The sequence below is a fragment of the Bellilinea sp. genome (genome assembly GCF_034432615.1).
Classification (GTDB): domain Bacteria; phylum Chloroflexota; class Anaerolineae; order Anaerolineales; family Anaerolineaceae; genus Bellilinea.
The window spans coordinates 1-3,265 of the sequence record NZ_DAOUBL010000232.1 but is presented as its reverse complement, the minus strand read 5'-3'; the positions used below and the strand labels follow the sequence as shown (position 1 = coordinate 3,265).

General features: G+C 57.0%; 4 protein-coding genes and 1 pseudogene. 4 read left to right on the top strand and 1 reads right to left on the bottom strand.

Annotated elements, in window-relative coordinates; translation table 11 throughout:
• Positions 1–782 (bottom strand): amidohydrolase family protein (locus tag VAE48_RS10145; RefSeq protein ID WP_322793209.1); only part of this gene is annotated, 782 nt, incomplete at its 3' end.
• 329 nt (positions 783–1,111) lie between these two features.
• Here VAE48_RS10145 and VAE48_RS10140 point away from each other — a divergent pair.
• The 4 genes and pseudogenes from VAE48_RS10140 to VAE48_RS10125 all read left to right on the top strand — a co-directional run.
• Positions 1,112–1,300, top strand: coding sequence for a hypothetical protein (locus VAE48_RS10140; RefSeq protein WP_322793208.1), 189 nt, complete (start codon positions 1,112–1,114; stop codon positions 1,298–1,300).
• Positions 1,234–1,797, top strand: a complete 564-nt coding sequence (locus VAE48_RS10135; protein ID WP_322793207.1) for a CAP domain-containing protein — start codon at positions 1,234–1,236, stop codon at positions 1,795–1,797. The genes VAE48_RS10140 and VAE48_RS10135 overlap by 67 nt, the downstream gene beginning before the upstream one ends.
• A 36-nt stretch (positions 1,798–1,833) precedes the next feature.
• The gene (locus VAE48_RS10130) at positions 1,834–2,928 is read left to right on the top strand and encodes a DNA methyltransferase (RefSeq protein WP_322793206.1); all 1,095 of its coding nucleotides are present in this window, start codon (positions 1,834–1,836) and stop codon (positions 2,926–2,928) included.
• A pseudogene (locus VAE48_RS10125) lies at positions 2,925–3,265 on the top strand (oligoendopeptidase F); the annotation flags it as partial. The gene VAE48_RS10130 and the pseudogene VAE48_RS10125, both read left to right, overlap by 4 nt.

Sequence of the window (3,265 nt, the reverse complement as noted above, 5' to 3'; positions counted from 1 at the left end):
GCCCCGCCCAGATTGTCGAACTCATCGGCGTGAATTTTGAGCGGAAAACCCAGATCGCGCGCGGTTTGCAAAATACGGCGGGATTGCTCTAAGTTGAAGGCTATCGTTTCACAGAACACATCCACAAACGGCAAGGGGCGGCCGGGCGCGTGCGACTGCCACCAGTCGCGCACCTCGGGCAGCATCCGGCCGCACAGCAAATCCACATACCCATCCGGGTTGTCCTGAAACTCAGGGGGAATATCGTGCGCACCCAAATAGGTGGGGAAAATATCCAGTTCCTCCTCGGCGTCCAGTTCCAGCAGCGCCTGCAGTTGATGAAGTTCGCCGGGATGCTGGAGGGCGTAACCGGTTTTGGCTTCGGCGGTGGCGGTGCCGTGGTTCAGCATGGCCTGAATGCGCGGGCGCGCCTGCGTTTTGAGTTCTTCCACGCTGGCGGCGCGGGTCGCCCGCACGGTCGAGCGGATTCCGCCGCCGGACGCGGCAATTTCCTGATAGGTTTTGCCCTGCAAACGCAGCTCGAATTCGGCGGCGCGGTCACCTGCCCAAACCAGATGGGTGTGCGGGTCCACAAAAGCCGGCATCACCACCCGCCCGCCGGCATCGAAGCGCGGTTCGGCGGGGTAGGTTTGCAGCAGGATATTTTCCGGCCCAATGGTTTCGATGATGCCGCCGCGCACCAGCACAGCAGCATGAGCAAGCAGACCCAGGTTGCCCAAATCGGTACCGCGCTGCGGTCCGCCTGCCAGAGTCAATAATTGAGAAATGTTGTGGATGAGCATGGCGTGAAAAAGGGGAAACAGGTTGAGATTAGTTGTATTTTATCCTGATTTCAGGCAAAGCGATGGTCAAATCAGGTCAATCGCACTTAAAGAGGCGTAGGAGAAGTGAAGTTCAAAAAGTATGGATTATCGCCAAGACGCAAAGGATCTTTTTTTCTTCTTCGTGTCTTTGCGCCTTTGGGTTGATTTACTTAAACCTTATGGACTCTGGCAGACAGTGCTCAATTCGGCTAACAAATTTGTAAAGTTTCATCTTAAGATTATCGAAATTTGTTATAAATAAATTGTTCTTTGGTTTTATTTTGATTTGCAACGGTGGGGAAGATTTTATGCCCAACATCAACCGAACCGTATTTTTGGCAGGAATTCTCCTTTTGCTGGCAGGCCTGTTGTGGCAGCCGCCGGCGATGGCTCAGGCATCCCCAGCGGCGGAAAGCACACCGGAGGTCGGTTGTACGAACTACAAGGTGTACCTGCCGCTGATCGCCCGCCCGCCCAGCAAAGCGGCGCCTGCCTGAGCGAGGAAGAAGTCAAAATGGGCAACCTGATCAATCAATACCGCGCCGAAAAGGGATTAAAGCCGATTGCCTTTTCCCGCTCGCTGACCCAGGTGGCGCAGGCGCATGTGCGTGATCTGTACGATAACCGACCCAACACGGGTAACTGCAACCTGCACTCGTGGTCGGATAAGGGTAACTGGACGCCGGTGTGCTACACGGATGATCACAAGAACGCACAAGGCATGTGGAACAAACCGCGCGAGATAACCGGCGGTTTGTACACCAGCTACGGCTACGAGATCGCCTACTGGCACAGTGCACAGGCTACCGCCGAGGAGGCTTTCGACCGCTGGAAGTCCAGCAGCAGCGGACACAACGCCGTGATGATCGAAGACAGCATCTGGAAAGGGATGAACTGGCAGGCGATGGGCATCGGCATTTATCAGAACTATGCGGTGGTGTGGTTCGGTCAACCGGCCGACCCGCAGGGGAGTGTAACTGCCTGCACGCGCTGAAAAGCCGCCGTTCGGCTTTTCAGGTACAATTAAATCATGTCCAGCCTGCCGCTCGATCAGGTCATTGAAGGCGACTGTGTGGAGGTGCTTAACCGCCTGCCGCCCGAGTCGGTTGACCTGATTTTTGCCGACCCGCCCTACAACCTGCAGCTGCGCAACGAACTATGGCGGCCGGATCACAGCCGGGTGGAGGCGGTGACCGATGAATGGGATCAATTTGAAGGTTTTGAGGCCTACGATGCCTTTACCCGCGCCTGGCTGGCGGCCGGCCGCCGCGTACTCAAGCCCGGCGGCACGCTGTGGGTGATCGGCACCTACCACAACATTTACCGCGTCGGCTATCACCTGCAAAATCTGGGTTACTGGATTTTGAACGATATTGTGTGGGTCAAGACCAACCCGATGCCCAACTTCCGCGGGGTGCGGTTTACCAACGCCCACGACACCCTGATCTGGGCACAAAAACAGCGCGGCAAGCCCTACACCTTCAACCATCACGCCATGAAGTCGCTCAACGGCGACCTGCAAATGCGCAGTGACTGGCACCTGCCGATCTGCAGCGGCAGCGAGCGGCTGCGGGAAAACGGCAGCAAAGCCCATTCCACCCAAAAGCCGCGCGCTTTGCTCTACCGCATTCTGCTGGCTTCTTCCAACCCCGGCGATGTGGTGCTTGACCCGTTCTTTGGCAGCGGCACCACCGGTGAGGTTGCCCAATGGCTGGGCAGGCACTGGATCGGCATCGAACGCGACCCCCATTATGTGGAACTGGCCCGCCGCCGGCTGGCAAACGCCGCTGCTGCGCCGCCCGTCACGCTGGTTCAAACCAATCCGCGCCGCGAGCCGCGCCTCCCCTTTGGCGCGCTGATTGAACACGGCCTGCTGCACGCCGGGCAGACTCTTTACTTCAACGCCCGCCTCGATCTCACCGCTCAGGTGTTAGCCGACGGGCGAGTCGAGTATAATGGAATGCGTGGTTCAATCCATCAAATTGCCCGCCAGATAGAGGCTGCACCGCTCAACGGCTGGCAGGTGTGGTACTACCGCCAGCCGGAAGATGGCTCATTTCTGCCCATTGACCACCTGCGCCAACTACTCAAAACCATTCTTTTCAAACCGAGAGAGGGAGAATGATGACCACAACCGATATCCGCTATCAGCAAACCCGCTGGAGCCTCCATGATTTGTTCCCTGCCCCCCACAGCAGCGAGCTGGAAACCGCCTTCCAGACTCTGGATCAACTGGTTGCCGAGTTTGAAACCTACCGGGCCAGCCTGCACGAGGATATTTCCGTCGAAGAATTTTTGAAAATTCTCAAACAACTGGAAAAAATTCAAAATCTGGGTTCGCGCCTGTATGCTTACGCCGGGCTGTTGTTTTCGGAAGATACCCAAAATCAGACCGCCCAAACCCTGACCGCCCGGGTGGAGCAGTTCGTTGCCGACCTGACCAACCGCACCCTGTTTTTCAA